This is a genomic window from Escherichia sp. MOD1-EC6475 (assembly GCF_003046645.1).
In the GTDB taxonomy this organism is placed as follows: Bacteria; Pseudomonadota; Gammaproteobacteria; order Enterobacterales; family Enterobacteriaceae; genus Escherichia; species Escherichia ruysiae.
In genome coordinates this window covers 23,378-46,441 of record NZ_PZKQ01000034.1, presented here as the reverse complement: position 1 = coordinate 46,441, position 23,064 = coordinate 23,378, and the positions used below count along the sequence as shown (strand labels likewise).

The following is a 23,064-nucleotide window of genomic DNA, read 5'->3' as shown; positions in this document are numbered from 1 at the left end:
GTTGGAGTCATTACCCGAAGAAACCACTTCCATCGCACCAAACGGGCAAGCCAACATACAGCTTTTACAGCCAATACAACGTGATTGTTCAACGAAGATATGCCCATGTTCGCGGCGAATAGCGTCCACAGGGCAAACATTCGCGCACGGTGCATCTTCACACTGATGACAGGCTACTGCCGTGGTCCAGGTGTGGTCTTTGATGACACGAATACGGGAAATAAACTCGCCAGGTAACAACGAAGCGCAATCCTGATTCTCCTGATGCAACACTGCGCAAGCCACTTCACAGGTACGGCAACCGATACATTTCGTCGCATCCGCAATAATAAACCGGTTCATGATCACTCCTTTGCACTAAAACCGCAGCGTGCCAGAGAGTGCGCCATTATTGCTTTGATCCAACGAAGGAAATATTAAAGTTTTGCCACCTGCCAAAAGCGTTATGTGATCGCGCCCTGGTCATCCCGGACGGTAAATCCCAGTTCATTGGAGATAGCCTGCGCAGTTTCAAGCAGCGGTTTCAGGAGATTTTTCTCCCCCACCTGTTTCAGGCGTGATGTCGAAAGCGAAATCGACACCGCATACGGCACCCGCCCATGAATATCAAACACCGGAACAGCAATACAGGAGACGCCAAGTTCATTCTCTTCTCTGTCCATTGCCACGCCGCTTTCACGAATGCGCGCCAGTTCATCGAACATCGCGGGCAGTTCGGTAATGGTGTTGCGGGTTAGCGGCTGGATTTCATTCTGATGGCTTTCCCAATACGATTTCACGTAGTCCTGATGCCCAAACGCCATATAAACCTTACCCATCGCCGAACAGTAGAGCGGCATATGCTGACCAATATAGGCGCGAGTTCGTAGCATACCGGTAGTAGGTTCCAGTTTATAAATCAAAATAGCGTGATCATCTTCTCGACTGGAAAAGTTAATGGTTTCACCAGTGGAGATGTTCAGCGTCTCAAGATGCGGCGCGGCAATATGAATGATATTCAGCGACGACAGCGCCTTTTGCCCAACAGCAATAAATTTTGTGGTCAGGCGGTAACTCCCCGCAGCGGGCGCAGTTGTCACATAGCCACAGGACTGTAGCCCCTGCAATAAACGATGGACCGTGCTTTTATTTAAGCCAGCCAGTTCAGAGAGATGCGCCAGCGGACAACCGTTTGGATAGTTGCTCAAAATCTCAATCAGCATCAACCCGCGAAACAGGCTCTGACTTCCAGCTGGGCGCTCTTTTTCCTGCGCCAACTCGTGCTCTTTTTTTCCCATCGCTTTCTTCCCCTTTTTATCGCGCCCTGATGGTAACGCAAAGTGTGTCGCAGTTCACGATCTCGACAGATAATTTGTAACCATTTGATTTTAATAATTTTTTAAAATAATGGCGCGGATTGCTTTGTTAAAAAGCGATCGATATATTTGAAATCAAATTTCACATAATGGAATTTTAAGCTAAAAAAGCGATCAACAAACACAAGGAAGCCAGGGATGAAAGTGACATTTGAGCAGTTAAAAACAGCCTTTAATCGGGTATTAATTTCACGTGGCGTTGACAGCGAAACAGCCGATGCCTGTGCAGAGATGTTCGCCCGCACCACCGAATCCGGCGTTTATTCTCATGGCGTTAACCGTTTCCCCCGTTTCATTCAGCAACTGGAAAACGGCGATATCATTCCTGACGCCCAACCCAAACGTATAACCAGCCTCGGCGCGATTGAGCAGTGGGACGCCCAGCGTTCGATCGGTAACCTGACGGCGAAAAAGATGATGGATCGCGCCATTGAACTGGCGGCAACTCACGGGATTGGCCTGGTCGCGTTACGCAATGCCAACCACTGGATGCGCGGCGGCAGCTACGGCTGGCAGGCGGCGGAAAAAGGCTATATCGGCATCTGCTGGACCAACTCTATCGCCGTAATGCCGCCGTGGGGCGCAAAAGAGTGTCGCATCGGCACTAACCCGCTGATCGTCGCCATTCCTTCGTCCCCCATCACCATGGTCGATATGTCGATGTCGATGTTCTCCTACGGCATGTTAGAAGTGAATCGTCTGGCGGGACGCGAGCTGCCGGTCGATGGTGGGTTTGATGATGAGGGCAATTTGACCAAAGAACCTGGCATTATCGAGAAAAATCGCCGCATTTTGCCGATGGGTTACTGGAAAGGTTCTGGCATGTCGATTGTGCTGGATATGATAGCCACTCTCCTTTCTGACGGCGCATCGGTTGCTGAAGTCACCCAGGACAACAGCGACGAGTACGGCATTTCACAAATCTTTATTGCCATTGAAGTGGACAAACTGATCGACGGTTCCACCCGCGATGCCAAACTGCAACGCATTATGGATTACGTTACTAGCGCCGAGCGCGCAGACGAAAACCAGGCCATTCGTTTACCCGGTCACGAATTCACTACCCTGCTGGCAGAAAACCGTCGTAACGGAATTACCATTGACGACAGCGTATGGGCAAAAATCCAGGCATTATAAGGAGATAGACCATGATATTTGGACATATCACACAACCTAATCCGTGCCGTTTGCCCGTCGCCATTGAAAAGGCGCTCGATTTTCTGCGCACCACCGACTTCAACGCCCTGGAGCCGGGCGTCGTCGAAATCGACGGCAAGAATATTTATGCGCAAATTATCGATTTAACCACACGCGAAGCGGTGGAAAACCGTCCGGAAGTGCATCGTCGGTATATCGATATTCAGTTTCTGGCGTGGGGTGAAGAGAAAATCGGCATTGCTATTGATACGGGAAATAATAAATTCAGTGAGTCGTTATTAGAGCAACGCGATATTATTTTTTATCACGATAGTGAACATGAATCATTTATAGAAATGATACCGGGTAGCTACGCTATTTTCTTCCCGCAGGATGTTCACCGACCGGCATGTAATAAAAATGCCCCTACGGCAATCCGCAAAATCGTGGTTAAAGTCGCCCTCTGCGCTTTATAAAAAGTTATTACTGGAGCACAAAATGAAAGCGAATAATGTCGGTTATATTATCGGCGCGTATCCCTGTGCACCTTCTTTTCATCAAAGAAGTGAAGAGGAAGAGAAGGAATTCTGGCGACAATTATCAGATACCCCTGATATTCGCGGTCTGGAACAACCCTGCCTGGAAAACTTCCATCCTCTTGGCGATCAATGGTTACTTCGCCATACGCCGGAAAGCTGGAAATTTGTCATCACCGCTGTGATGGAAACCATGCGTCGCCGCAGCGAAAACAGCGGCTTTGGTCTCGCCTCCAGCGATGAAGAACAACGCAAGGCCTGCGTGGCGTACTATTGCCACCTGTTCCATAAAATCAACTCATTGCAGGCTAATAAAGTGCTCGCACTGGAGATCCAGGCCGCACCGTTAGCAACGAATCCCAATGTTATGCAAGCGACGGATGCTTTTGCCCGCTCGTTAAAAGAAATCGCCAGTTGGGACTGGCCGTGCAAACTGGTGCTGGAACACTGCGATGCCATGACGTCTGCCGCTCCACGCAAAGGCTTTTTGCCTTTGGAAAATGTGCTGGAAGTCATTGCCGATTATGACATCAGCATCTGTATCAACTGGGCGCGATCCGCCATTGAAGGCCGCAATACAGCGTTGCCGCTGACCCATACCCAAATGGCGAAACAGGCCGGGAAACTCGGCGCGTTGATGTTCTCTGGTACGACGCTAAACGGAGCATACGGAGAATGGCAGGATTTACACGCGCCGTTTGCACCATTCTGTGCAGAAAGCCTGATGACCACAGATCATGTTCGCGAGTTATTTAATGTAGCAGAACCATCAACATTGCAATTTTCGGGCATCAAGTTATTAGAAATCCATGCTGCTGCTGATGTTCAGCACCGCATCGAAATATTACGCAATGGCATTCACTCTCTAAATGAATCTATTTAAAACGATTCATTATTTTGCCAGATTCTAATTAATCGCTCTCCAATAAATATTACGAATACCAACAACATTAATTAATGAAAACATATTGCATAACAAGAAGGACTCGTTATGAAACGGATACTCGAAGGCATTCTTGCGCTCATCATCGCAATACTGTCTTGTATTATTTTTATTAATATCATTCTTCGATATGGATTTCACACAAGCATATTATCGATTGATGAATTATCCCGGCTTTTATTTGTCTGGTTAACCTTTATTGGCGCTATCGTTGCTTATATGGACAACAGCCATGTGCAGGTTACTTTTTTAGTCGAAAAACTCTCTCCCACTAATCAACAACGTGTTTCGCTGCTAACCCATACGCTCATTTTATTGCTGTGTCTGGGTCTGGCCTGGGGTGCAATAGAAAAAACGTCACAGGACTGGAGTAACTTATCGCCCATTCTCGGCGTACCCGTTGGCTTAATGTACGCCGCCGCTATCCCCACCAGCCTGATTATCGCATTGCTGGAATTGCGTCATTTATACCGGCAGTTCACAAATACCATCAGCCAAAATCAACAAGGAGTCTGACGATGACAATTCTTATATTTATTGTCAGTTTGTTAGGCGCTATCGCGATTGGTGTTCCCATCGCCTGGGCATTATTGCTGTGCGGCATCTCATTGATGTTCTGGATGGATATCTTTGATGTGCAAATTCTGGCGCAAACGCTGGTCAACGGTGCAGACAGTTTCTCCCTGCTGGCGATCCCCTTCTTTGTGCTGGCGGGTGAGATCATGAATGCGGGCGGCCTGTCGCAACGTATTGTCGACCTGCCAATGAAACTGGTGGGTCACAGGCCAGGCGGTCTGGGTTACGTTGGCGTGCTGGCGGCAATGATCATGGCAAGCCTTTCCGGTTCTGCGGTTGCTGATACCGCAGCTGTCGCGGCGCTGCTGGTGCCGATGATGCGTCAGGCCAACTATCCGGTAAATCGCGCCGCCGGACTTATCGGTTCTGGCGGTATTATTGCGGCCATTATCCCTCCCTCTATTCCACTCATTATCTTCGGCGTCTCCAGCGGACTCTCTATCAGTAAACTGTTTATGGCGGGCATCGCGCCGGGCATCATGATGGGCGTCACGCTGATGATTACCTGGTGGTGGCAGGCAAAACGGCTGAATCTGCCTTGCCAGCCAAAAGCCTCACTGCGGGAAGTCTGGCAATCTTTAGTCTCCGGTATTTGGGCGCTCTTTTTGCCGATAATTATTATTGGCGGTTTCCGTTCGGGGTTATTTACGCCTACCGAAGCAGGCGCGGTTGCCGCCTTCTACGCTCTGTTCGTCTCGGTGGTGGTCTATCGCGAAATGACCTTCTCCACGCTTTATCATGTTCTGATTAACGCGGCGAAAACCACATCCGTGGTCATGTTCCTGGTGGCTTCTGCTGCGGTATCTGCATGGCTTATTACGATCGCCGAATTACCCATGATGGTATCGGAGCTATTACAACCGTTGGTTGATTCGCCTCGCTTATTATTCATCGTCATTATGCTTGCTATTATGGTGATCAGCACGGTAATGGACTTAACGCCCACCGTATTAATTCTTACACCTGTATTAATGCCATTAGTGAAAGAAGCGGGAATAGATCCGGTCTATTTCGGCATCATGTTTATTATCAACTGTTCAATATCACTGATTACGCCCCCGGTCGGTAACGTCCTTAACGTGGTATGCGGCGTGGCAAAACTTAAATTTGACGATGCGGTAAAAGGCGTTGCGCCTTACGTCATGGTTTTATTCATGTTGTTAGCATTATTTATTTTTATACCGGAGCTTATTACCGCTCCTCTTAAATGGATGAGTTAAAAGGAAATCATAATGAAATTACGTTCTGTAACCTACGCTTTATTATTTGCCGGAGTGGCGGCGTTCAGTACATCTTCTCTGGCGGCACAATCATTACGTTTCGGTTATGAAACCTCGCAAACCGATTCACAACATATTGCAGCAAAAAAATTCAACGAATTATTGCAAGAAAAAACCAAAGGCGAACTGAAGTTAAAACTGTTCCCGGATAGCACCCTCGGCAATGCGCAGGCGATGATCAGCGGCGTGCGCGGCGGCACTATTGATATGGAGATGTCTGGCTCCAATAACTTTACGGGACTCTCGCCCGTCATCAACCTGCTCGATGTCCCTTTCCTGTTCCGCGATACCGCCCATGCGCATAAAACCCTCGACGGTAAAGTCGGTGATGAGCTGAAAATCTCCCTTGAAGGTAAAGGGCTGAAAGTGCTGGCTTACTGGGAAAACGGCTGGCGCGATGTCACCAACTCGCGTGCACCGGTTAAAACTCCCGCCGATCTGCAAGGGCTGAAGATCCGTACCAACAATAGTCCAATGAATATTGCGGCATTCAAAATCTTCGGTGCTAACCCGATCCCGATGCCATTTGCCGAAGTCTATACCGGGCTGGAAACCCGCACCATCGACGCCCAGGAACACCCGATTAACGTCGTCTGGTCAGCAAAATTTTATGAAGTGCAGAAGTACCTTTCTCTGACCCATCACGCCTACTCCCCACTTCTGGTGGTGATCAACAAAGCGAAGTTTGATGGCTTAACCCCTGAGTTCCAGCAGGCACTGATCACATCTGCGCAAGAAGCGGGTAACTATCAGCGCAAACTGGTTGCTGAAGATCAGCAAAAAATCATCGACGGCATGAAAGACGCGGGCGTTGAAGTGATTACCGATCTCGACCGCAAAGCCTTTAGCGATGCATTGGGTAATCAGGTTCGCGACATGTTTGTTAAAGATGTTCCGCAGGGCGCTGAACTGCTGAAAGCCGTGGATGAGGTGCAATAAACCATGACGCAATACTGGCGCTGGGGTTAGATTGTGGCGGTAGCTGGCTGAAAGCCGGACTGTATGACCGCGAAGGCCGGGAGGCGGGCGTGCAGCGCCTGCCGCTGTGCGCATTAAGCCCGCAGCCAGGCTGGGCAGAGCGCGATATGGCAGAACTGTGGCAATGCTGCATGGCTGTCATTCGCGCCCTGCTTACCCATTCCGGCGTTAGCGGGGAGCAAATTGTGGGTATCGGTATCTCCGCACAAGGGAAAGGTTTGTTTTTACTCGATAAAAATAACAAACCGCTAGGTAACGCCATTTTGTCCTCTGACCGCCGGGCGATGGAAATCGTCCGTTGCTGGCAGGAAGATGGCGTCCCGGAAAAACTCTACCCGCTGACCCGCCAAACCTTGTGGACCGGGCATCCGGTGTCGCTGTTACGCTGGCTGAAAATGCACGAACCTGAGCGTTATGCGCAAATTGGCTGCGTGATGATGACGCACGACTACCTGCGCTGGTGTTTAACCGGCGTCAAAGGCTGCGAAGAAAGCAATATTTCCGAGTCCAATCTCTACAACATGAGTCTTGGGGAATATGACCCGTGCCTCACCGACTGGCTGGGGATAGGTGAAATCAACCACGCCCTGCCGCCTGTTGTTGGATCTGCCGAAATCTGCGGGGAGATCACCGCTCAGACAGCCGCACAGACCGGTCTGAAAGCGGGTACGCCCGTTGTCGGTGGCCTTTTTGATGTGGTTTCCACCGCACTCTGCGCCGGGATCGAAGACGAATCTACCCTCAATGCGGTGATGGGAACCTGGGCGGTGACCAGCGGCATAACCAGCGGTTTACGTGACGGTGAAGCGCATCCGTATGTCTATGGCCGCTACGTTAATGACGGTCAATTTATCGTTCACGAAGCCAGCCCTACCTCTTCCGGCAATCTCGAATGGTTTACCGCGCAGTGGGGAGAAATCTCTTTTGCTGAGATTAATCAGGCCGTTGCCAGCTTGCCGAAAGCCGGAGGCGATCTCTTTTTCCTGCCGTTCCTGTACGGCAGTAACGCCGGACTTGAGATGACCAGCGGTTTCTACGGGATGCAGGCCATTCACACCCGCGCGCACCTGTTGCAGGCCATTTATGAAGGCGTGGTGTTCAGCCACATGACCCACCTCAACCGGATGCGTGAACGTTTTACCGCTGTTCACACCCTGCGCGTGACTGGCGGTCCGGCGCACTCCGATGTCTGGATGCAAATGCTGGCGGACGTCAGCGGTCTGCGTATCGAGCTGCCGCAGGTGGAAGAAACGGGATGCTTTGGCGCGGCGCTCGCTGCCCGTGTCGGTACGGGCGTTTATCGCAACTTCAGCGAGGCCCAGCACAGCTCGCAACATCCGCTACGCACATTACTGCCGGACATGACCGCGCATCAGCATTACCAACAAAAATATCAACGCTATCAGCAACTCATTGCCGCACTTCAGGGTTATCACACCCGCATTAAGGAACACACACTATGAGCAGACCACTTCTGCAACTGGCTCTCGACCACTCATCACTTGAAGCCGCGCAGCGCGACGTGACGCGGTTAAAAGACAGCGTCGATATCGTCGAAGCGGGCACCATTCTCTGTTTAAACGAAGGGCTTGGCGCGGTGAAAGCCTTGCGTGAACAGTGCCCGAACAAAATCATCGTCGCTGACTGGAAGGTCGCTGATGCCGGTGAAACGCTCGCGCAACAGGCGTTTGGCGCGGGCGCCAACTGGATGACCATCATCTGCGCCGCGCCGCTCGCCACGGTGGAAAAAGGCCACGCGATGGCGCAACACTGCGGCGGTGAAATCCAGATAGAGCTGTTCGGCAACTGGACACTGGACGACGCACGTGACTGGCATCGCATTGGTGTACGGCAGGCGATTTATCATCGTGGTCGCGACGCACAGGCCAGCGGGCAGCAATGGGGCGAGGCGGATCTGGCGCGTATGAAGGCTCTTTCTGATATCGGCCTCGAACTTTCTATTACTGGCGGGATTACCCCTGCTGACCTGCCGCTGTTTAAAGATATCCGCGTGAAAGCGTTTATTGCCGGGCGGGCGCTGGCAGGCGCAGCAAATCCGGCGCAGGTGGCCGCTGATTTTCATGCGCAAATCGACTCAATCTGGGGAGGCGCACGTGCGTAATCATCCGTTAGGTATTTATGAAAAGGCGCTGGCGAAAGATCTCTCCTGGCCGGAGCGACTGGTGCTGGCAAAAAGCTGCGGTTTTGATTTTGTCGAAATGTCGGTGGATGAAACCGACGAACGTCTGTCACGCCTGGACTGGAGCGCCGCACAACGTGCTTCGCTGGTTACCGCGATGATCGAAACGGGCATTGCTATTCCGTCAATGTGCCTGTCTGCCCATCGCCGTTTCCCTTTTGGTAGCCGCGACGAGGCGGTGCGCCAGCGGGCGCGGGAAATCATGAGTAACGCGATTCGCCTGGCGCGCGACCTTGGTATTCGCACCATTCAACTGGCGGGCTACGACGTCTATTACGAAGACCATGACGAAGGCACCCGGCAACGGTTTGCTGAAGGACTGGCGTGGGCGGTTGAACAGGCGGCGGCATCACAAGTGATGCTGGCGGTGGAGATTATGGACACCGCGTTTATGAACTCCATCAGCAAATGGAAAAAATGGGACGAGATGCTCGCCTCGCCATGGTTCACCGTCTACCCGGATGTCGGCAACCTCAGCGCCTGGGGTAATGATGTTCCCGCAGAACTGAAACTGGGCATTGACCGTATCGCGGCTATTCACCTGAAAGACACCCTGCCAGTCACCGAGCAAAGCCCCGGACAGTTCCGTGATGTGCCGTTTGGCGAAGGCTGCGTCGATTTCGTTGGCATCTTCAAAACGCTGCATGAACTGAACTATCGCGGTTCTTTCCTGATTGAGATGTGGACCGAAAAAGCCAAAGAACCGGTGCTGGAGATTATTCAGGCGCGGCGCTGGATTGAAGCGCGTATGCAGGAGGCTGGTTTTATATGTTAGAGCAACTGAAAGCCGACGTGCTGGCGGCGAATCTGGCGCTTCCCGCTCACCATCTGGTGACGTTCACCTGGGGCAATGTCAGCGCAGTAGATAAGACGCGACAATGGATGGTGATCAAGCCTTCCGGCGTCGAGTACGACGTGATGACCGCCGACGATATGGTGGTGGTTGAAATAGCCAGCGGTAAGGTGGTGGAAGGCAGCAAAAAGCCCTCTTCCGACACGCCAACGCATCTGGCGCTTTATCGCCGCTATGCAGAAATTGGCGGCATTGTGCATACCCACTCGCGCCATGCCACTATCTGGTCGCAGGCAGGGATTGATCTCCCTGCCTGGGGTACGACTCACGCTGACTATTTTTACGGTGCGATCCCCTGCACGCGCCAGATGACCGCAGAGGAGATCAACGGTGAGTATGAATACCAGACTGGCGAAGTGATCATTAAAACCTTCGAAGAGCGCGGCAGGAGTCCGGCACAAATCCCGGCGGTACTGGTGCATTCTCACGGCCCGTTCGCCTGGGGTAAAAACGCCGCCGATGCGGTGCATAATGCTGTGGTGCTGGAAGAGTGCGCGTATATGGGGCTGTTCTCGCGCCAGCTCGCGCCGCAGCTTCCTGCCATGCAAAATGAACTCTTAGATAAGCACTATCTGCGTAAGCACGGGGCTAATGCCTATTACGGGCAGTAATCTCTCACGCCGGGGCTTCATCGCCCCGGTACTATGAATTGATATGCTCCCGACTACATTGCGCACAAGAATCAGAAACGTTTAACGTAGGCGATTATAATCATCGACCATTTCGTTGTACTCGCGTAACGCTCTCGGGAAAGAGTCTTCGACCATCCAGCTTGAGTTTGCGTCCTGAAGTTGCTCTTTGTCCCAGTCAGAGTACGGGACTTTATCTCTTACGCGGCGAACATATTTTTTAGCCTCAAGCTGATATTGGTCTGCCGAATGGATGAATGAGAAATTCATGCCACCTTTATCCGCTTCTTTGGCCTGCGCCACCAGCGTTTCCAGCTCAGTCACTTTCTTCATTGCCGCTTCGGCATCAAACTTATCTTGCGAGATCAGGTTATTAATTTGTTTCGCTGAGATCATGACTGCCAGAGAGTAGTAGTGGAATGTTTTCCCTTCTCTTTCTTCAATATTTTTCAGTTCCGCAAGCTGGCGCTTATCATTAATTTCCTGAATTGCCGCATGATAAGATTCTGCGACAGGTTCAAAGGCATCAAGATTTTTTAAGAATGTCTGGTGCAGCGTTTTCCCTTTGGCAAACGCATCGTCTTTATAATTTTCCTGGGTGTAATATTTATCCATTTCGTTAATGGTATTACCCAACGCCACGGCAGCATCGATATAACTCACCGCCACGCCGTCAATAGGTTGCAGTGCAGGCGTTAACGCCACAGCACTTTTCACGCCTTTCTCACACTCTGAGAGATTGGATTCACTAATACTGTAGATGCCATAGACAGTCCTCTCTTTACCGGTAGGCCCCTGTTTAAAATCTTCCAGCCAGTCCGCATAACGCGCCAGACTACGCTGTACAGGGATCTGTAACTTGTTGTAGCACTTGATATAGACATCCATTTTTTCGTCGAAAACCGCTTGTTCATCGACCACCGGTTGCGCAGGCGTTTCAGGCTTAGCTTCTGCTTTTGCAACGGGGGCTTCAGGAGCTGGTGCGGCAGGTTGACTATTGGCGGGCGGGGGAGTTTCTGTTTCGGCTTTTTTATCATCACATCCGGTGATACCGAGGGCCATTATGGCGATAATAATAGCTGAAGATAATAAATTCCTTTTCATTTAATTGCCTTATAAATAGATAAATAAGAGAGTGAATATAATAAAGGAAAAAAGAAAGCGTCACTACACGCGTTTTGTTTATAAATAAATAGCTACAATTCACTGAATGAATAAGTCCTGTAATTTTATATCTAAATTACAGGACTTAATTCAATTAACAGTTCAACCATTGCGGGAGGGAAGTTTCTGCCCCCCATTATTTAAACCTGCATTACATCCCATAACGTTCAGAAATAGCAGCATGTTTCTCTTCGTTCGCTCCGGCTTCTTTGGCAAGTCGCCACCAACACAACGGATGTTCCCAGTCTGCGGTTAACTCACTTAGCGTTTTATCAATATTAGCTTTAGCAACCGAACGCGGCGCGCTGATAACAAAATATAACGCGGGCAGTGGCTCGGCATCTTCTCCCTGATGGCTGTCCGTTAACGTATAGTCATCGTTACTGTTGCTCCAGTAGTACCAGTTTCGTTCACGTAGCGCCTCACGGAAGGCATTAAACTGTTCTTCACCAGGCATAACGCCTTCGCAGAACCAGGACTCGCCGTATTCAGTCGGGATAATGGTTTTCAGGCAGCCATAAAGCGGCGTGAAATTCTTCTGTTCTTCCTCATCTTCAGGCCGGGTATTCAACATCTCCGCATCGAAAACGACAATTTCATCAACATGTTGTGGGTAATCGGTCCGGTAGGTTGGTTCAATGATCCTTGCCGTTACCGGTCCAATCCGCTGGGCATAGTAATAGCGGTATTCGAAGTTTTCCCGGAAACGGATATTCAGTAACCCCCATTTTTCGTCAATAAAACCTTCACCTTCCGTGAGTTCGATTTCCAGTTCTGCGGCGATAGTCCGCACCAAATCCCACTGTTGTAAGATGCTGGCGGTCGCCATGATATCCCACTGGAGATTGCGAATATCTTCTTCACGGCTAATCATAAGTTGCTGCAATTGCTGTAAATAATCCAGCTGCCGATCCCAGGCTTCCTGTTTTTGTGCTGCCCAGGAGCACATGCGATAAACGCCGATCCACTCACGCCCTTTTTCATTTTGCAGCAACTGTTGCCCAATCGACTCCAGTTCACTCCAGTCTTCCTGTTGGTTGATCACTCGCGCGCGGAACCACAAGGCCATATGTAGTAGCCCAGCCCGTTCATACTGCTTCGCCAGTTGTTCGATCGCTTGCTGATCGCCACGGTGTAGCAGGAGATCCAGCAGATCGAAGCAAAGGCCGTTATCTTCCTGGATGTGGCTTTCAACATAGCTTTGCAGCAGTTCAATCGACTCATCAATCGCATTGCAAGCCTTTAACGCATTGACCAGTTTACCCAGCAATTCCGTATCATCTGGCGTGTTCAGGTAAGCACGGCGGAATATTTCGACGTCTTTTTCGGGGTCAGGCTGCGTTTCTTCATCGCTATTTTCAGGCGATTCAACAACCGGGCGAGCAAGCAGTTCCGCCTCTTTAGCGGCAATTTTTTCACTAAGTTCGAGAAACTCGCGATCAACCCCCAATAACGCGCGTAATTTCGGTATGTGCCGCTGAGCCAGCTTCATCGCCATTTTGGCAATCCAGACGGATTCACGCTCCAGTGCCAGAGTGATTTGCAGTTTCGCCAGATCAACCACTTTGCGGTGCGCCCCGGCCTGTGAACGGTGCTCCAGCATTTTTTGGATGATTCGCGCCAGTTGCCAGTGGTTTCTCTGTGGATTGCGGGGCAGTAATTCAGTAATAATCTTCAGCCATAGTCCCCATGAATAGGGAGTCAGATCTGACCAACGCGGCAATTCCTCCCAGACTTCTTTGTCCTGCCCGCATAACGCCATGATGTACAGTTTTTTGAGTTGATAATTGATGCGGTCGCGTCCCCAATAATCATTCTCTTTTGCCAGTTCATCAATCACTTCACGTGCTTCATCGTAACGCTGAAGGGCAACCAAAATATCGGCACGAGTTGCCAGCAGTGCTTCTAAATATTCACTCCCCGATGCTTTTACCGCGTCGATTTGCCTGTCGATATAAACCAACGCCTCTTCTGTTCTGTTGGAATCCATCAGCGCACTGGCATATTCGCAGGATAAACACATAAAGCAGCTCCAGGTCGGATCAATGCGCGCGATGGTTTCTTCACACACCGCCATGCGTTCATTGGCCCAGCCTGGGGCATCTATATTCTCGTAGCAGGCGGATAAATCCTGCGTAACGCAGATAGATTGCGGGCAATCTTTCGCCTCTTCCCGATGCGCTTTTTCAAACAGCGCCACCACGTCAGGCAGCACTTTTTCGCCTTCTTCGTAGTTGGTCAGACGATGGCGCATCTCCCAGTGTCCGATAAATATTTCCAGCCACGGATTTTTTGCCACCTGATTCAGTGCTTTCATTTCCGGTAATAACGAATCGCACTTTTCCATTTGCAGATGTAAAACACCTTCAGAAAAATCATCAATTATCTGCGGAATATACTCCTGCCCGGCATCACGCAACTCCTGGCTATATTTGTTGTACCACTCCCATGTATCCATTTTATTTTCCTTGATTAATTAAGACAGGAATAACCTGAGTAAAATCATCCAGCGCCTGGTGTAAATCCCACTGCTGTTCTTTATTACCGCTGGAGCACAAAATTACTTTCAGCGATTTTAATAACCGTAATGCCGCCGCTGGCTGTTGCTGATGTTGTAATGCCGTCACCAGTTGCATGATGCAGGGGTTATTGAGATTGATATACAGACTTGACGTTTTGGTCTTTTGGATTTGCGAGGTAAATTGCCGTGCCAGCATTAACGCTGCGGTGCTAATACGTTTATCCGCGTCATCCTGTTCAAGAATTTGTTTTAATTCCGCTTCCCGATCTGGCGTTACCACTAATGGTAAAACGGCCGGTTCAAAGCGCGAGATAATTAATTGCTCGCCATCGCAGAGATGCTCTTCCAGATAAGCAACCTGCTCTTCGGGTAATTCCGCCAGGCTGAACAACTGCTCATTGCCCGTTTGCGTACCGACTTCAATAATCCGGCAGTGATATAACAGCGCCCAGCGGCGTAAAAATGGCACCACGGCATAGCGATCGCCACGAGCAACAGGTCGTTGCAGAATGTGGAACAGCATCTCTTCGAAACCGCCGTCGCGACTTAACAGAATATGAATGCTGTTATTAACGCGTAAATCTTTCGCCAGCAGCGCGCCTTTTGACGTTGGCACCTGTAAACGGTCTTTGAGCAAATCAAACAGACGGTCATCACACAACGCTGCGCCAAGCAACGCTTCGTTATGGCGCATTAATACCCGTCGCCAGATTTCTGGCTGATTTTGTGCGAGATCGGATAAACCAGAAATCAGCGCCTCTTTTAACGCCTCCTGCACCGCGACCCAGGTTTCGTCGCGCTGGAGATCTTCCCGGCTCGCCGTCGGCGTCAGTTTCGATGACTCAATCACGCCGCCAATAAAACCGGCCCAGGGCGGTAACAGCTCACGCGCTTCGTCATCGAGTAACATGCCGCGCAAAAACAGCGACAGGTTGCGGTTATCGCTGGTACCGTAGGTTGCGCCATCCTGAATCCATAAAATTCCAACTGCATCGCTCATTCCCGCTGGCACCACCGGAATGGTGCAAATAGGTTCAAAAGAAGATTCAAACTGGGCGGCAAAGGCGAGATTTTTACGCTGTACCAGCGCACGGTGCATCGTTACGCCGTCTGGCGTTTCTTCACGCCACGGTGGCTGGAGTTTGTTCACCGGCTCGCTGGCGTCCCCCACATAGACCGGTTCGTGCAGCAATATGCAGTAGCGGGAAAGGACGCGGTTCAGCAAATTGTTACTCGCCAGATGGCTGTACTCTTCTTTGAGCGTCAGAATCACCTGCGTCCCCGGCTCCGAGGTCTGATGCGCTGTAACGGTATATTTTTGCCCGTCGGTAGAGTGGTATTTCCAGCTCTGATCCGGCGTTTGCCAGGATGTTGTCAACACCGTGACCTCTTTTGCCAGTACAAATGCCGACAAAAAACCGAGGCCGAACATACCAATTAAACCGGTATTGTCATCCTGCTGGCGCAGCATTCGGGTATAACCCACGCCCACTGTAGCCAGGAAGCCGTGAATTTCGCTTTCTGTCAGACCCGCGCCGGTATCGCTAATGGTGATGGTGGATTTCGCCACGTCTGCCACCACACGAATAGAGTTATCATTTGGCGCATCGGGTTGCTCAATCCTGCGGCGCACGATCGCATCATGCCCGTTCTGCACTAATTCCCGCACGGCGACCACGGGGGTGGAGTAAAGATGCTTACTGAGCACCTCAATTAAGCCGTTTAAATTAACTTCTGTAGAATATGAACTGCCAGGTAATTGTAATGTACTCATTTTTCAATACTCATAATCCATCACCCACTATTGAAAATACATTGCTGTTTTTTACAACCGGTGCAAGGTTTGTTATTTTCATTCACTCATCGGAAACATTTATTTATTGACGCGATGATTAAAACAAAATGTCTTATATAAATAATGATTAATTCTTAAAGGATTAATGCGACTGGAGTATATCGATATAAACCGGAGTTAACGAGATAATTTCTTGTGGTGAAATTATTATTTAAATGCTGAATAACATATTCAGCATTATTTAATAAAAAAATAAAACCGCAATCCAGAATCAGAATTGCGGTATTTCTTTAATTATGAATCAACCGTTGCGGATGGGTATAAATCGTCGCCCGTCCCGGCTTACAAAAACCTACCAGCGTCAGGTTACATCGCTCGGCGACTTCTACGGCAAGCGTTGTCGCGGCAGACACCGCAAACAGAATTTCTACTCCGCACATCGCCGATTTTTGCACCATTTCATAGCTGGCGCGGCTGGAAACCAACACCGCCCCCGACTGCCAACGTTCACCTTCTTGCGCCCGCCGACCTAACAGTTTATCCAGCGCCACATGACGACCCACATCTTCATGTCCGCCCGCCAGTTCGCCAGACGGCAACATCCAGGCTGCGGCATGGGTACAACCGGTCAGTTGCCCCACGGGCTGGAAATCATTGAGATGGCGTAATGCATCATCCAGTTTGTTGAGATCAAACGTCTGGGTGAACGGCAGCGGCTGCACCGGTTTACCGATGTCATTAAGTTGCTCCACGCCGCACACGCCACAGCCTGTACGCCCCGCCAGCGCCCGGCGGCGCTCCTTCAACCCCATAAAGCGACGGCTGGAAAGTTCGATTTGCACTTCCAGACCATTACACGAGGGAACAACATCCATGCCGAAAATATCACGCGGGCTTTCGATTATTCCTTCGGAAAGCGAAAAACCAAGCGCAAAGCGTTCAAGGTCTTTTGGCGAAGCCATCATCACTACGTGCGAAATGCCGTTGTAGACCAACGCAACGGGAACTTCTTCCGCGACTTCATCAAGCCGGGAATGTTGTAAATCGTCACGCTGCCATAACTCAATTTGTCGCATTCCCGTGATATTTGTCACATTTTTGATTTCTTTTTGCTGTGTTTTTTTCACTTTCTCTTAACCAGATAAGAACACACACACCAAGATTATGGTATTCTGTTACAAACCCTTCCTGGATGGAGGGAAATTGAGCCAATTCTGGACCTTTGCGGCCCCTTCCGCAAAGAAAAATAACTCCCACTCCCTGCACACGCAGCAAGCGAATGTAAATGGGACGTGACAATGTCGAAACAAGGAGCAATCCATGCAGGTCAGCAGAAGGCAGTTCTTTAAGATCTGCGCTGGCGGTATGGCAGGCACCACGGCAGCGGCACTGGGCTTTGCACCCAGCGTAGCACTCGCGGAAACAAGGCAGTATAAACTGCTGCGCACCCGCGAAACCCGTAATACCTGCACCTATTGTTCTGTTGGTTGCGGGCTGTTGATGTACAGCCTCGGTGACGGAGCAAAAAACGCCAAAGCATCTATCTTCCATATCGAAGGCGATCCGGATCACCCGGTCAACCGTGGTGCACTTTGTCCGAAAGGCGCTGGCCTGGTGGATTTCATCCACTCCGAAAGCCGTCTGAAGTTCCCGGAATACCGTGCGCCTGGTTCTGATAAATGGCAGCAAATCAGTTGGGAAGAGGCGTTTGATCGCATCGCCAAACTGATGAAAGAAGACCGCGATGCGAACTACATTGCGCAAAACGCCGAAGGCGTGACTGTTAACCGCTGGCTCTCCACCGGGATGCTGTGTGCTTCCGCGTCGAGTAACGAAACCGGCTATTTAACGCAAAAATTCTCCCGCGCGCTGGGTATGCTCGCGGTCGACAACCAGGCGCGTGTCTGACACGGACCAACGGTAGCAAGTCTTGCTCCAACATTTGGTCGCGGTGCGATGACCAACCACTGGGTCGACATCAAGAACGCCAACCTCGTCGTGGTGATGGGCGGTAATGCCGCTGAAGCTCACCCGGTAGGATTCCGCTGGGCGATGGAAGCCAAAATTCACAACGGCGCGAAGCTAATTGTGATTGATCCTCGCTTTACGCGTACGGCGGCGGTGGCTGACTACTATGCCCCTATTCGTTCCGGTACTGACATTGCTTTCCTGTCAGGCGTATTGCTGTACCTGCTGAACAATGAAAAATTCAACCGCGAATACACCGAAGCCTATACCAACGCCAGCTTGATCGTGCGTGAAGATTACGGCTTTGAAGATGGCCTGTTCACCGGCTACGACGCGGAAAAACGCAAGTACGATAAATCCTCCTGGACTTACGAACTGGACGAAAACGGCTTCGCCAAACGCGATACCACGCTGCAACATCCACGCTGCGTGTGGAACTTGCTGAAACAGCACGTTTCCCGTTATACGCCAGATGTGGTTGAAAACATCTGTGGTACGCCAAAAGACGCGTTCCTGAAAGTCTGCGAATACATCGCCGAAACCAGTGCACACGATAAAACCGCCTCGTTCCTCTACGCGCTCGGCTGGACGCAACACTCCGTTGGTGCGCAGAACATCCGTACCATGGCGATGATCCAGCTGCTGCTCGGCAACATGGGGATGGCAGGTGGCGGCGTTAACGCCCTGCGCGGTCACTCCAACATTCAGGGGCTGACGGATCTGGGGCTGCTGTCGCAGAGCCTGCCGGGTTACATGACGCTGCCAAGCGAGAAGCAGACCGACCTGCAAACTTACCTTACCGCCAACACGCCGAAACCGCTGCTGGAAGGCCAGGTAAACTACTGGGGCAACTATCCGAAATTCTTCGTCTCAATGATGAAGGCCTTCTTTGGTGATAAAGCGACGGCGGAAAATAGCTGGGGCTTTGACTGGTTGCCGAAGTGGGATAAAGGTTACGACGTCCTGCAATACTTCGAGATGATGAAAGAGGGCAAGGTCAATGGCTATATCTGCCAGGGCTTTAACCCTGTTGCCTCATTCCCGAACAAAAACAAAGTGATCGGTTGTCTGTCGAAACTGAAGTTCCTCGTCACCATCGACCCGCTGAACACTGAAACCTCTAACTTCTGGCAGAACCACGGTGAGCTGAACGAAGTTGATTCGTCGAAGATCCAAACCGAAGTGTTCCGCCTGCCATCGACCTGCTTCGCGGAAGAGAACGGTTCTATCGTTAACTCCGGTCGCTGGTTGCAGTGGCACTGGAAAGGTGCGGACGCCCCAGGGATTGCACTGACCGACGGCGAGATCCTCTCCGGTATCTTCCTGCGCTTGCGCAAGATGTATGCCGAACAGGGTGGCGCGAACCCGGATCAGGTACTGAACATGACCTGGAACTACGCCATTCCGCATGAGCCATCTTCAGAAGAAGTGGCGATGGAGAGCAACGGTAAGGCGCTGGCCGATATTACCGATCCAGCAACCGGTGCGGTTATCGTCAAGAAAGGCCAACAACTTAGTTCGTTCGCCCAACTGCGCGATGATGGTACGACTTCCTGTGGCTGCTGGATTTTCGCCGGTAGCTGGACGCCGGAAGGCAACCAGATGGCACGCCGAGATAACGCCGATCCGTCTGGCCTCGGTAACACGCTGGGCTGGGCATGGGCATGGCCGCTTAACCGCCGCATCCTGTATAACCGCGCCTCCGCAGACCCGCAGGGTAACCCGTGGGATCCGAAGCGTCAGTTGCTGAAATGGGACGGCACCAAGTGGACCGGCTGGGATATTCCGGACTACAGCGCAGCGCCTCCGGGCAGCGGCGTTGGGCCGTTTATCATGCAGCAGGAAGGCATGGGGCGTCTGTTTGCTCTCGATAAGATGGCGGAAGGTCCGTTCCCGGAACACTACGAGCCGTTTGAAACGCCGCTGGGGACTAACCCGCTGCATCCAAACGTTATCTCGAATCCGGCTGCGCGTATCTTTAAAGATGACGCTGAAGCATTGGGTAAAGCCGATAAGTTCCCGTATGTCGGAACCACCTATCGTCTGACCGAGCACTTCCACTACTGGACCAAACACGCGCTGTTGAACGCGATTTTGCAACCAGAGCAGTTTGTGGAAATCGGTGAGTCGCTGGCGAATAAACTTGGCATTGCTCAGGGCGATACCGTGAAAGTCTCCTCCAACCGTGGCTATATCAAAGCCAAAGCGGTGGTGACCAAACGTATTCGCACGCTGAAAGCGAACGGCAAAGATATCGATACCATCGGTATTCCGATTCACTGGGGCTATGAAGGCGTGGCGAAAAAAGGCTTTATTGCCAATACGTTGACGCCATTCGTCGGTGATGCGAACACGCAGACGCCGGAGTTTAAGTCCTTCCTTGTGAATGTGGAAAAGGTGTAACGGAGACGACATATGGCTTATCAATCTCAAGATATCATTCGTCGTTCCGCGACTAACGGTCTGACCCCCGCGCCTCAGGCGCGGGACTTCCAGGAAGAAGTGGCGAAACTCATCGACGTTACCACCTGTATCGGCTGTAAAGCCTGTCAGGTGGCGTGTTCAGAGTGGAACGACATTCGCGATACCGTCGGCAATAACATTGGGGTGTACGATAACCCCAATGATTTAAGCGCCAAATCGTGGACGGTAATGCGCTTCTCGGAAGTGGAGCAGAATGACAAACTGGAATGGCTGATCCGCAAAGACGGCTGTATGCACTGTTCCGATCCGGGCTGCCTGAAAGCGTGTCCGGCGGAAGGTGCAATTATTCAGTATGCCAACGGCATCGTCGACTTCCAGTCCGAGCAGTGCATTGGCTGCGGTTATTGCATTGCGGGCTGTCCGTTCGATATTCCGCGCCTCAACCCGGAAGACAACCGCGTCTACAAATGTACGCTATGCGTTGACCGCGTGGTGGTTGGGCAAGAACCGGCCTGTGTGAAGACCTGCCCGACGGGCGCGATTCACTTCGGTACGAAAGAGTCGATGAAAACGCTGGCGAGCGAGCGTGTGGCTGAGCTGAAAACCCGTGGTTACGACAATGCGGGTCTGTACGATCCGGCTGGCGTCGGTGGTACACACGTTATGTACGTGCTGCACCATGCTGACAAGCCGAATCTGTATCATGGCTTGCCGGAGAACCCGGAAATCAGCGAAACAGTGAAATTCTGGAAAGGCATCTGGAAACCGCTCGCGGCTGTTGGCTTTGCGGCTACCTTTGCGGCCAGTATCTTCCACTACGTGGGTGTCGGCCCGAACCGTGCGGATGAGGAAGAGAACAATCTGCACGAAGAGAAAGACGAGGAGCGCAAATGAAACGACGTGACACCATCGTGCGCTACACCGCGCCGGAACGTATCAACCACTGGGTAACCGCCTTCTGCTTCATCCTGGCGGCGGTGAGTGGGCTGGGCTTTTTGTTCCCATCCTTCAACTGGTTGATGCAAATCATGGGCACACCGCAGCTGGCGCGAATTCTGCACCCGTTTGTCGGCGTGGTTATGTTTGCCTCGTTCATCATCATGTTTTTCCGTTACTGGCATCACAACCTAATCAATCGGGATGATATCTTTTGGGCGAAGAATATTCGTAAGATCGTCGTCAACGAGGAAGTAGGTGACACCGGGCGTTATAACTTCGGTCAGAAATGCGTTTTCTGGGCAGCGATTATTTTCCTGGTTCTGCTGCTGGTGAGCGGTGTGATTATCTGGCGTCCTTATTTTGCGCCTGCTTTCTCAATCCCGGTGATCCGATTCGCGTTAATGCTGCATTCATTTGCCGCAGTAGCGTTAATTGTGGTTATCATGGTGCATATCTACGCCGCCCTTTGGGTGAAAGGCACGATTACCGCCATGGTGGAAGGATGGGTTACCAGCGCATGGGCGAAGAAACACCATCCACGCTGGTATCGTGAAGTCCGCAAGACAACGGAAAAGAAAGCTGAATGAGTATTCGCATAATCCCGCAAGATGAGCTGGGTTCGAGCGAGAAACGTACGGCGGATATGATTCCGCCGTTATTGTTCCCTCGGCTCAAAAATTTGTACAACCGCCGCGCCGAGCGTCTGCGCGAACTGGCAGAAAATAATCCGCTGGGTGATTACCTGCGCTTTGCTGCGCTTATCGCCCACGCCCAGGAAGTGGTGCTGTACGACCATCCGCTGGAGATGGATCTGACTGCACGCATTAAAGAAGCCAGCGCACAAGGCAAGCCACCGCTGGATATTCACGTTCTGCCGCGCGATAAGCACTGGCAAAAACTGTTGATGGCGCTGATTGCCGAGCTGAAACCTGAAATGAGCGGTCCGGCGCTGGCCGTGATTGAGAATCTGGAGAAGGCATCAACCCAGGAGCTGGAAGATATGGCCAGCGCGCTGTTTGCCTCTGATTTCTCCTCCGTCAGCAGCGATAAAGCACCGTTTATCTGGGCCGCGCTGTCGCTCTACTGGGCGCAAATGGCTAACCTGATCCCCGGCAAAGCCCGCGCAGAATACGGCGAACAACGTCAATATTGCCCGGTTTGTGGTTCTATGCCGGTGTCCAGCATGGTGCAAATTGGCACCACTCAGGGTCTGCGTTATCTGCACTGCAACCTGTGCGAAACCGAATGGCACGTGGTGCGCGTAAAATGCAGCAACTGCGAGCAGAGCGGCAAACTGCATTACTGGTCGCTGGATGACGAACAGGCCGCGATTAAAGCCGAAAGCTGCGATGACTGTGGCACTTACCTGAAGATTCTTTATCAGGAAAAAGAGCCGAAAGTTGAAGCCGTGGTAGATGACCTCGCCTCTCTGGTACTGGACGCGCGAATGGAGCAAGAAGGCTATGCCCGTAGTTCCATCAACCCGTTCCTGTTTCCAGGTGAAGGGGAGTAATCTCTGACGTTTTCCGGGTGGCGCAGGTCGCCCGGATTACAGCTCATAGGGTGTGATACACCATCTCTCGTATTCCGCGTTACCAATTCAAGTCCATGCTGTCAGTGCCTGTTTGGTCTCAATTTTCCCAGCAACACATCGATAAGGTTATTGGTATGTCACTGATGACAAACGTAAGATTGCCTGATGCGCTACGCTTATCAGGCCTACCCCAAAAACTGCAATATATTGAATTGGCATGATTTTGTAGGTC

19 protein-coding genes and 1 pseudogene are annotated in these 23,064 nt (G+C 51.3%); 14 read left to right on the top strand and 6 right to left on the bottom strand.

Annotated features, from left to right (window positions below; translation table 11 throughout):
- Nucleotides 1-342, bottom strand: a 342-nt coding sequence (locus tag A7589_RS12020) for a 4Fe-4S binding protein (protein ID WP_108188848.1), incomplete at its 3' end; no start/stop codon positions are given.
- Between the two features lie 101 nt (nt 343-443).
- On the bottom strand, nt 444-1,277 hold the full coding sequence (gene yiaJ, locus A7589_RS12015) for an IclR family transcriptional regulator YiaJ (RefSeq protein ID WP_000516599.1): 834 nt from the start codon (nt 1,275-1,277) through the stop codon (nt 444-446).
- Nucleotides 1,278-1,493: 216 nt separating this feature from the next.
- On the opposite strand from yiaJ, the gene yiaK reads away from it, so the two are divergent.
- The 10 genes and pseudogenes from yiaK (at nt 1,494) to araD (ending at nt 10,469) form a co-directional block, all read left to right on the top strand.
- Nucleotides 1,494-2,492: a 3-dehydro-L-gulonate 2-dehydrogenase gene (gene yiaK, locus A7589_RS12010; protein WP_000869058.1), complete on the top strand. Its 999-nt coding sequence runs from the start codon at nt 1,494-1,496 to the stop codon at nt 2,490-2,492.
- A gap of 11 nt (nt 2,493-2,503) precedes the next feature.
- Nucleotides 2,504-2,968, top strand: coding sequence for a NanQ anomerase/TabA/YiaL family protein (locus A7589_RS12005; protein ID WP_000576115.1), 465 nt, complete (start codon nt 2,504-2,506; stop codon nt 2,966-2,968).
- Nucleotides 2,969-2,990: 22 nt separating this feature from the next.
- Nucleotides 2,991-3,911 carry a DUF4862 family protein gene (locus tag A7589_RS12000; RefSeq protein ID WP_000646712.1) on the top strand — a complete coding sequence of 307 codons (921 nt, stop codon included), beginning with the start codon at nt 2,991-2,993 and terminating at the stop codon, nt 3,909-3,911.
- Between the two features lie 108 nt (nt 3,912-4,019).
- The gene (gene yiaM, locus A7589_RS11995) at nt 4,020-4,487 is read left to right on the top strand and encodes a 2,3-diketo-L-gulonate TRAP transporter small permease YiaM (protein ID WP_000821449.1); all 468 of its coding nucleotides are present in this window, start codon (nt 4,020-4,022) and stop codon (nt 4,485-4,487) included.
- Between the two features lie 2 nt (nt 4,488-4,489).
- Nucleotides 4,490-5,767 (top strand): 2,3-diketo-L-gulonate TRAP transporter large permease YiaN, encoded by a 1,278-nt coding sequence (gene yiaN, locus A7589_RS11990; RefSeq protein WP_000153835.1) that lies wholly within the window; start codon nt 4,490-4,492, stop codon nt 5,765-5,767.
- A gap of 12 nt (nt 5,768-5,779) precedes the next feature.
- Entirely contained in the window at nt 5,780-6,766 is a 987-nt protein-coding gene (gene yiaO, locus A7589_RS11985; protein WP_000776920.1) for a 2,3-diketo-L-gulonate TRAP transporter substrate-binding protein YiaO, read from the top strand.
- Between the two features lie 3 nt (nt 6,767-6,769).
- A pseudogene (lyxK, locus tag A7589_RS11980) lies at nt 6,770-8,268 on the top strand (L-xylulokinase).
- On the top strand, nt 8,265-8,927 hold the full coding sequence (ulaD, locus tag A7589_RS11975; protein ID WP_000089507.1) for a 3-keto-L-gulonate-6-phosphate decarboxylase UlaD: 663 nt from the start codon (nt 8,265-8,267) through the stop codon (nt 8,925-8,927). Before lyxK ends, ulaD begins: the two are co-directional and overlap by 4 nt.
- Nucleotides 8,920-9,780 (top strand): L-ribulose-5-phosphate 3-epimerase, encoded by an 861-nt coding sequence (locus tag A7589_RS11970; protein ID WP_016160051.1) that lies wholly within the window; start codon nt 8,920-8,922, stop codon nt 9,778-9,780. The genes ulaD and A7589_RS11970 overlap by 8 nt, the downstream gene beginning before the upstream one ends.
- Entirely contained in the window at nt 9,774-10,469 is a 696-nt protein-coding gene (gene araD, locus A7589_RS11965) for an L-ribulose-5-phosphate 4-epimerase (protein ID WP_000893150.1), read from the top strand. Before A7589_RS11970 ends, araD begins: the two co-directional genes overlap by 7 nt.
- A gap of 81 nt (nt 10,470-10,550) precedes the next feature.
- Here araD and A7589_RS11960 read toward each other — a convergent pair whose 3' ends face one another.
- The 4 genes from A7589_RS11960 to fdhD all read right to left on the bottom strand — a co-directional run bounded on the left by A7589_RS11960 (nt 10,551) and on the right by fdhD (nt 17,094).
- Entirely contained in the window at nt 10,551-11,591 is a 1,041-nt protein-coding gene (locus A7589_RS11960; RefSeq protein WP_010357067.1) for a YiiG family protein, read from the bottom strand.
- Between the two features lie 211 nt (nt 11,592-11,802).
- Entirely contained in the window at nt 11,803-14,109 is a 2,307-nt protein-coding gene (locus tag A7589_RS11955; RefSeq protein ID WP_016160052.1) for a tetratricopeptide repeat protein, read from the bottom strand.
- Nucleotide 14,110: 1 nt separating this feature from the next.
- Nucleotides 14,111-15,946, bottom strand: coding sequence for an ATP-binding protein (locus A7589_RS11950; protein ID WP_000105783.1), 1,836 nt, complete (start codon nt 15,944-15,946; stop codon nt 14,111-14,113).
- Nucleotides 15,947-16,257: 311 nt separating this feature from the next.
- Nucleotides 16,258-17,094, bottom strand: coding sequence for a formate dehydrogenase accessory sulfurtransferase FdhD (fdhD, locus tag A7589_RS11945; RefSeq protein ID WP_000753604.1), 837 nt, complete (start codon nt 17,092-17,094; stop codon nt 16,258-16,260).
- Between the two features lie 193 nt (nt 17,095-17,287).
- Between fdhD and fdnG the strand changes: the two genes are divergently transcribed.
- From fdnG to fdhE, 4 genes are read left to right on the top strand one after another with little or no spacing between them, the layout of a single operon-like run.
- The gene (gene fdnG / locus A7589_RS11935) at nt 17,288-20,338 is read left to right on the top strand and encodes a formate dehydrogenase-N subunit alpha (RefSeq protein ID WP_010723259.1); all 3,051 of its coding nucleotides are present in this window, start codon (nt 17,288-17,290) and stop codon (nt 20,336-20,338) included.
- A gap of 12 nt (nt 20,339-20,350) precedes the next feature.
- Nucleotides 20,351-21,253: a formate dehydrogenase O subunit beta gene (gene fdoH / locus A7589_RS11930; RefSeq protein WP_000331377.1), complete on the top strand. Its 903-nt coding sequence runs from the start codon at nt 20,351-20,353 to the stop codon at nt 21,251-21,253.
- A complete protein-coding gene (gene fdoI / locus A7589_RS11925) occupies nt 21,250-21,885 on the top strand; it encodes a formate dehydrogenase cytochrome b556 subunit (RefSeq protein ID WP_000829031.1) in 636 nt (211 codons plus the stop codon). Before fdoH ends, fdoI begins: the two co-directional genes overlap by 4 nt.
- A complete protein-coding gene (gene fdhE, locus A7589_RS11920) occupies nt 21,882-22,811 on the top strand; it encodes a formate dehydrogenase accessory protein FdhE (RefSeq protein ID WP_108188847.1) in 930 nt (309 codons plus the stop codon). Before fdoI ends, fdhE begins: the two co-directional genes overlap by 4 nt.
- The last annotated feature ends 253 nt before the right edge of the window (nt 22,812-23,064 follow it).